9 protein-coding genes and 1 pseudogene are annotated in these 6,980 nt (G+C 67.7%); 3 read left to right on the top strand and 7 right to left on the bottom strand.

Annotated elements, in window-relative coordinates; genetic code table 11:
* From QGG75_06555 to QGG75_06525, 7 genes are all read right to left on the bottom strand, one after another.
* Positions 1–596: hypothetical protein (locus QGG75_06555; protein ID MDP6066901.1), on the bottom strand; the 596-nt coding region annotated here is incomplete at its 3' end.
* A gap of 19 nt (positions 597–615) precedes the next feature.
* Positions 616–1,557, bottom strand: coding sequence for a thiamine pyrophosphate-dependent dehydrogenase E1 component subunit alpha (locus QGG75_06550; protein ID MDP6066900.1), 942 nt, complete (start codon positions 1,555–1,557; stop codon positions 616–618).
* A 9-nt stretch (positions 1,558–1,566) separates the two neighbouring features.
* Positions 1,567–1,806: a biotin/lipoyl-containing protein gene (locus QGG75_06545; protein MDP6066899.1), complete on the bottom strand. Its 240-nt coding sequence runs from the start codon at positions 1,804–1,806 to the stop codon at positions 1,567–1,569.
* Positions 1,803–2,552, bottom strand: a complete 750-nt coding sequence (locus QGG75_06540) for a 2-oxo acid dehydrogenase subunit E2 (GenBank protein MDP6066898.1) — start codon at positions 2,550–2,552, stop codon at positions 1,803–1,805. Before QGG75_06540 ends, QGG75_06545 begins: the two co-directional genes overlap by 4 nt.
* 101 nt (positions 2,553–2,653) lie before the next feature.
* Positions 2,654–3,130, bottom strand: coding sequence for a MarR family winged helix-turn-helix transcriptional regulator (locus QGG75_06535; GenBank protein MDP6066897.1), 477 nt, complete (start codon positions 3,128–3,130; stop codon positions 2,654–2,656).
* A gap of 14 nt (positions 3,131–3,144) precedes the next feature.
* Positions 3,145–3,999 (bottom strand): zinc-binding dehydrogenase, encoded by an 855-nt coding sequence (locus tag QGG75_06530; GenBank protein MDP6066896.1) that lies wholly within the window; start codon positions 3,997–3,999, stop codon positions 3,145–3,147.
* Positions 3,996–4,400, bottom strand: a complete 405-nt coding sequence (locus QGG75_06525) for a PaaI family thioesterase (protein ID MDP6066895.1) — start codon at positions 4,398–4,400, stop codon at positions 3,996–3,998. Before QGG75_06525 ends, QGG75_06530 begins: the two co-directional genes overlap by 4 nt.
* A gap of 80 nt (positions 4,401–4,480) precedes the next feature.
* On the opposite strand from QGG75_06525, the pseudogene QGG75_06520 reads away from it, so the two are divergent.
* The 3 genes and pseudogenes from QGG75_06520 to QGG75_06510 all read left to right on the top strand — a co-directional run bounded on the left by QGG75_06520 (position 4,481) and on the right by QGG75_06510 (position 6,956).
* Positions 4,481–4,672: pseudogene (locus QGG75_06520) on the top strand (hydroxypyruvate isomerase).
* Positions 4,673–4,698: 26 nt separating this feature from the next.
* Positions 4,699–5,373 carry a methyltransferase domain-containing protein gene (locus tag QGG75_06515; protein MDP6066894.1) on the top strand — a complete coding sequence of 225 codons (675 nt, stop codon included), beginning with the start codon at positions 4,699–4,701 and terminating at the stop codon, positions 5,371–5,373.
* Positions 5,374–5,405: 32 nt separating this feature from the next.
* Positions 5,406–6,956 carry a carboxyl transferase domain-containing protein gene (locus QGG75_06510; GenBank protein ID MDP6066893.1) on the top strand — a complete coding sequence of 517 codons (1,551 nt, stop codon included), beginning with the start codon at positions 5,406–5,408 and terminating at the stop codon, positions 6,954–6,956.
* The last annotated feature ends 24 nt before the right edge of the window (positions 6,957–6,980 follow it).

The following is a 6,980-nucleotide window of genomic DNA, read 5'->3' as shown; positions in this document are numbered from 1 at the left end:
TTGATGTCGGCCTGGCCCAGCGGCACGACGCTCGCGTCACCCTCGCCGACGTCCTCGCGGCCGGCGTGGTAGAGCGCCATGTGTTCGAGGAAGAAGACCGGGTTGTCGTCGCGGATGGCGGCCTTCATCAGGCCCTTGGCGTCGACCGGATTGGAAGGCGCTACGACCTTGACGCCGGGGATGTTCAAAAGCCAGGAATGGAAATCGTAGGCGTGGCCGTGGAAGGGTCCGACGCCGTATTTGGCCCGCACCACCAGCGGCACACGGGCCTGGCCGGCCGAATAATAGTGCATGGCGCCGCCGTCGAGGCCGAACTGGTGCACCACCAGCCCCAGGAATTCGAGAAACATGAGGTCGACGATGGGGCGCTTGCCCTGCATGGCGGCACCGACGCCGGCACCGACGAAGGTGCCCTCCGAAATGGGCGTGTCGATGACCCGGCCCGAGGCGCCGAATTCCTCCCACAGGCCCTTGGTCGAGTGCAGCGGGCCACCGAAGGCGCCGATGTCCTCGCCCATGATGAAGACGTCGTCGTCCAGGCGCATTTCCTCGGCGATGGCGCTGACGCAGGCTTCCTGGAAGGTCTGTCTGGGCATTTTCTTCTCCTTCCCTGCCTTAAGCGAAAACCGCATCGAGGCCCAGCGCCTCGGGACCCGGTTCGGGATCGGAGCTGGCCAGCTCCATGGCTGTTTTCACTTCTTCGGCCGCAGCCGCGTCGATGCCGTCGAGCATGGCTTCGTCGTTGACGCCTTGGGCCACCAGATAGCCGCGGAAACCGGCGATGGGATCGCGCTCGCGCCAGGCCGCCACTTCGTCGGCCGGACGCTCCTCGACGGCATCGGAAACGAAGTGCCCGGCCACCCGATACGTCAGCGCCTCGATCAGCGTCGGCCCACCGCCCTTCCGGGCCCGGGCAATGGCCTCTTGCACCGTGTCATGCACCGCCAGCACGTCATTGCCGTCAACAGCCAAGCCGGGCATGCCGTAGCCCTTGGCGCGGTCGGCGACGGCACCGCCTACGCGGTCGGTGGTCGAGATGGCGACCTGGTTGTTCTGGCAGACGAAGACCACCGGCAGCACGAGCGTGGCGGCCAGGTTCATGGCCTCGTGGCAATCGCCGCGGCTGGAAGTGCCGTCGCCGAAAACCGCCAACGCCACGTTTTCGCTGCCGTCGAGCTTGAAAGCCAGCGCCGCCCCGGTGGCATAGCCCAAGGGCGGCCCCAAGGCCCCGGAATAGAGCCCGATCATCTTGAACTCGGGCGGGCCGCAGACGTCGGAGCGGTAGCGCCCTTCGTTATAACCCGTGGCCTTGCCGGCCGCCCCGGCCAAGAGGCGCCGGAGATCGGCGCCCTTGGCATAGGCCGCCGTCAGCGAGCCACGGTAGTGCGGCGCCACGGCGTCGCCCTCACGCAGCCCGTGGTAAAGCCCGGCGACCACGCCTTCCTCGCCCTCTAGCCCGTGCCAGTGGCCGTCGACCTCGGCGATGGTGCCGTCGAGCCGGCGGGTCAGCACCATCAGGCGGTAAAGTTCGAGTAATGTTTCGTTGTCCCGGGCCACTTTTTTCTCCTAGCTCTCGTCGATACGGCCGATGACGGTGCCGACGCGCAACTCCTCGTCGGCGGCGAAAAGGATCTCGCTCAGCACCCCGCTGGCCGGGCTCTCGACCTCGACGTTGACCTTGTCGGTCATGATCTCGAGGATGATCTCGCCGGCCCTGACACCATCGCCGGGTGCCTTGAGCCAGGCCACTATGGTGGCCTCGGTGACGCCCTCGCCGACCTCGGGAATGACGATGTCGACACTCATACACTCAGCTCCGAAGTCGGGGGTTCGGCCAACAGTTTTCCCAGGTCGTCGAGGAACTCCGAGGCCGGCACACCATTGACCAGGCGATGGTCGAAAGTCAGGCTCAGCGGCAAGACGTGTCCCGCCACCACCTCGCCAGCCCGCACCACGGCCGCTTCGCGCACGGCACCCACCCCCAGGATGGCGGCCTGGGGCAAGGGGATGATCGGCGTCGTCCAGCGCGCGCTCGGCACCATGCCGGCATTGGTGAGCGTAAAGGTGGCGCCGCGCACGTCATCGAGCCCGAGCTTGCCGGCCGCCCCCCGGGCCGCCAACTCGCTGGCCTCGGCCGCCACCTCGTCAAGCGATTTGCGGTCGACGTGGCGGATCACCGGCACGATGAGATTGCCATCAGGCAACGAGAGCGCCATGCCGATGTTGATGTCGGCGAAGACGTGCAGCTCCTTCTCCACCAAGGCCGAATTGAGCCGCCGGTGGCGACCCAGCGCCAGCGCCAGGATTTTCAGAATCAGGTGGGTGTAGGAGATGCGCGGCTCGGCCGCGTCTTCGCGCCCGGCGTTCAGGGTCTTGCGTAGCGCCACCAGTCCGTCGACCTCGGCCTCGCCCAGCAGCGTCACCGGCGCCGTCTCGATATGACTTTTGGAAAGATGCTGCGCCGCCATGCGCTGCATGGGGCCGAGCGCCACCACCTCGGCGATGGTAACGCCGAAAGGACCGGTATCGGGCTCGTGGACCGCTTCCGTCATCCTGCCTCCCGTGCCGCCAGCTTCTGTTATCTTTGCTATCTCTGTGGCTGTCGATTCACGGCATATTTAATAACAAATGTTAGTAAATTATCAGGCGACGGTCAAGCGCCCCGCCGCACGCGCTCGATCAGCTTGAGCAGCAAGCGCTGGAAGGTATCGGCCTCGCCGGGGCTGAGGCCGGCACGGAGGAGTTCCTCGCGCTCCATGGCCGAGGGCAGGATTTCGTGGAACACGGCCAGGCCTTCGTCGCTCAGCCTGAGGTTCGAACGGCGGCGGTCGGTGGGGTCGACGCTGCGCTCGACGCGGCCCTTGCGCACCAGGCCGCGCACGCCGCGGCTGGCGTTCATGATGTGCATGCCGGTGCGGTCGCAGATGCCGCTGATCGAGATGCCCGGCTGGTTGGCCAGCGTCATCATGATGCGCCATTCGTTGAGCGACAACCCATAGCGCTTGTCGAAGCGGCCGAAGAAGGGCTTGGCAATAAGATTGACCAGCAGCAGCAGGTGAAAAATCAGCGTGTTCTGGTCGAAGGGCTCATCGAGCGCCGTCACTTCTTGGCGCGGTTTTTGTTCGTTCATGACCGAGCCATACCTCAGGGCCGGAGCAGCACGCAAGGCGTGTCGTCGCAGACGGCGGCCCGGGCGGCGGCAATATCCGCCAGCGCAAAGCGCGGCGGCATCAGGCCGCCTATGTCGAGCCGCCCGGACGCGATCAGCGCCAACACCGCTTCGAGGTCGGCGGACGTGGGCTCTCCGGTGCCCAGCACCGCCTGTTCGCCGGCCACCAAGTCTCCGGCGGCCAAGGCCGCCGATCCGCTGGCCTCGGCCAGTACTACCCGGCCGCCCGGCGCCAGGCAGGCCTGGGCCAGTTCCAGCCATTCCGCCCCCTCCGCCATCACCAGCGCCAGGTCGAGGCCGCGTCCAGCGGTGTGGGCGCGGACGGCGCGCCAGGCATCGATGCGTCCGGGATCGAGCACCAGGTCGGCACCCAGCCGCCGGGCCCGGCCCAGCGCAGCCGAGCGGGCGTCGATGCCAACCACATGCGCCGCCGCCAGCGTCACGGCGTAGAGCCCTGAACCGCCACAAGCGAAAACGCCGACGTTTTCCGTGGGCTTGAGACCGCCGCGGCTCAGCAGCGCCCGGTAGGGAACGGCCAGCATGGCGGCGGCCAGGGCGCCGACCTCGAAAGAGATGCCCGGCGGCAGCGGCACGAGCCCGGCTTCCGGGCCGGCGAAGCTCTCGCGCACTTCGTCATCGGCATGGCGGACCAATGCCACGCGGTCGCCCTGTTTCAACGTCGTCCCCGGCCCCAGAACGGCAATGGTGCCGCTGGCGGCCCGGCGTTCGGCCCCCAGCGCCTGGGCCCGGATGCCGACCAGCACCTGGCCCGCCGCCAGCCCGGCGAAATCGAGCCCGGACAGCGGGCCTTTTTGCCGCTGGCGGCTCACGCCTTGTCTCCATCGGATATATAGTACGTCCCGGTCATGACGGCGCACTGCACGCCGTTGCCGTCCTCGATCTCGGTCATCACGGTGGCGACCTTGCGGCCCTGGTCGATGACCGTCGAGGTGGCGACGATTTCGCCTTCCAGGCAGGGCCGCAGGAAATTACTGCTCATGGAAACGGTGGCCATCTTGCGCCGCCGCTTCAGCGTGCTCATCACCGCGACGCCCATGCCGACGTCGGCCATGGCAAACAGCACGGCGCCATTGATGACGCCGAAGGCGTTGCGATGAAAGCCCTGGGGCCGCAGGCGCGATACCGCGAGACCGGGCGAAATCACCTCGTGACTGATGCCGAGGTGGGCCGACAGCGGATCGCGCGCCTCGGGCGCATTCTTTTTGCTCATCCTTCCCCACTGTTTGGGCTTGGCGTCTGCGCTTTCCTGGCGCCAGAATAGCCGCCCCGCCGGTACTGACCAGAGATTTCATGCCCCGATTTTCCGCCAACATCTCGATGCTGTTCCGCGAACGGCCAATGCTCCAGCGCTTTGCCGCCGCCGAGGCCGGATTCGAAGCAGTGGAAATCCAGTTTCCTTATGAGGAAGACGCCGCCGATCTGGCCGCCGCCAAGAACGAATCCGGGCTCCAGCTCGCGGTCTTCAACCTGCCGGTGGGCGACATGCTGACCGGCGGGCCTGGACTGGCGTGAGGCCAGCAGATGATCGTCCAGCCGTGATGCTGTCGCCCGCCCGCCTCGTGGCCCGCCACCTGCGCCGCCCGACAGGACTGCTCGGCAGTCTCGTCGCCCTGGCCATGAACCGCGGCAATCGGCGCATGAACCGTTCTATGGTCGACTGGCTTGGTGTCGAGCCCGGCCAGGCCGTGCTCGACATCGGCTTCGGCGGCGGAACCAACCTGGTCAACCTGCTGAGCCGGAGCGACCACGGCTTGGTTGCCGGTGTCGATACGGCGCCCGACATGGTACGCCGAGCCCGACGCCGTTTTCGGCGCGCCATCGGCGAGGGCCGCCTCGTGATCGAGCCGGGTTCGGCGCAGGAACTTCCCTTCGAAGACGGCCGCTTCGAGCGTGTCGTGACCGTCAACACCATCTACTTCTGGCCCGACGTGCCGGCTGGACTGGGTGAGATCCTTCACGTCATGGCACCGGGCGCCCGCCTGGCCGTTGGCATTCGCTCGCCCGCCATGATGCGATCGCTCGCAGCCACCCGCCACGGCTTCACCATCCGCACGGCGGAAGAAATCGAAGGACTGATGCGGACCGCCGGATTCGCGGCCATCGAAGTACGCGACCACGCCGCCGAGACGCTGGGCGGCTACATCGGCATCATCGGCAGCAAGACCGGCAGCGACGCGCTATAGTCTGCCGCCAAACCAGCAGCGGAACGCGCATCATGTCCTGGGAAAAGGAAGTCGAAGCCATCAGAGCCAAGCGGGCGCTGGCCAAGGAGATGGGTGGCGCCGTTGCCGTGGAGCGCCAACACGAACGCGGCCGCCTGACAATCCGCGAGCGCATCGAGGCCCTGGTCGACAAGGGCTCGTTCCAGGAGCAAGGCGAGGCGGCGGGGGCCAGCGAACTGGCCCCTGACGGCTCGGTCACAGGCTTCACGCCGGCCAACTACGTGCTCGGCCTGGGCCTGGTCGGGGGCCGGCGCTGCGTCGTGGGCGGCGAGGATTTTACCCTGAAGGGCGGCTCGCCCAACGCCGCGGGCTTGCGCAAAAGCGTCTACTCCGAGGACCTGGCAATCACCTACCGGCTGCCGCTGATCCGGCTGCACGAAGGCGCTGGCGGCAGCGTCGGCGGCACCGGCGGCGGCCTGCCGGTGGGCGAGCCGGTCAATACGCCGCCGCGCTTTCGTTCCGTCGCCCAGGTGCTCAACATGGTGCCCGTGGCCTCGGCGGCGCTGGGGCCGGTGGCCGGCATGCCGGCCTCGCGGCTGGTGGCGTCGCATTTTTGCGCCATGACGCGCGAGACCTCGCAGGTCATCATCGCCGGCGCCGCCCTGGTCGAACGCGCGCTCGGCGAAAAGGCCACCAAGGAGAGCCTGGGCAGCGCCCCGGTGCACGAGCGCTCGGGCGTCATCGACGCCGTGGCCGACGACGAGGAAGGCGTGCTCGAGCTGATCCGAAAATTTCTTTCGTACCTGCCGAGCAACGTCTGGGAGCTGGCGCCCCGACAGGCCAGCGGCGACGACCCGAGCCGGGCCGACGACGAGCTCCTGGATCTGGTGCCGCGTGATCGGCGCAAGCCCTATGACGTGCGCCAGTTGATCGGCCACGTCGTCGACCGGGGCTCGTTCTTCGAGCTCCTGCGCCGCTTTGCCACCGGCCTGGTCACCGGCCTGGCGCGGCTCGACGGCCGGGTGGTCGGCATCTACGCCAACGACTGCCGCACCTACGCCGGCTGCTTGACCGCCAACGGCTCGCACAAGGTGCGCCGCTTCGTCGAGCTTTGCGAGATCTTTCACATACCGGTCATCGCCTTCGTCGACGAGCCCGGCTTCATGATCGGCGAAGACGCCGAGAAGGCGGCCACCATCCGCCACGGCACCTCGGCCGTGCTCACCGTGGCCCAGGCCACCGTGCCCTGGGCATCGGTGGTTGTGCGCAAGTCTTTTGGTGTCGCTTCCGCCGCGCACTACGGCGCCGACGCCTATGTACTGGCCTGGCCCTCGGCCGAACTCGGCGCATTGCCGGTAGAGGGCGGCGTGGCCGTGGCCTTTGGCCGCGAAATCGCCGCCGCCGCCGATCCCGAGGCCAAGCGCCGCGAGTTGGAGGAGGAACTGGCCCGGCGCACCGTCCCCGAATCACGGGCCGAGGCCTTCGCCTTCCACGAACTCATCGACCCGCGCGAGACCCGGGCCAAGCTTTGCCAATGGCTCGACTGGTGCGGCCCCCGCCTCGAAGGCCTCAAGGGCCCCAGTGCCATGGGTTATCGGCCGTAGAGCGAATCAGCAGCCTTCCAGTAG

Source organism: Alphaproteobacteria bacterium (assembly GCA_030740435.1).
In the GTDB taxonomy this organism is placed as follows: domain Bacteria; phylum Pseudomonadota; class Alphaproteobacteria; order UBA2966; family UBA2966.
Note: the sequence above shows the minus strand (reverse complement) of the source record. Positions and strands in the feature narration are given on the sequence as shown.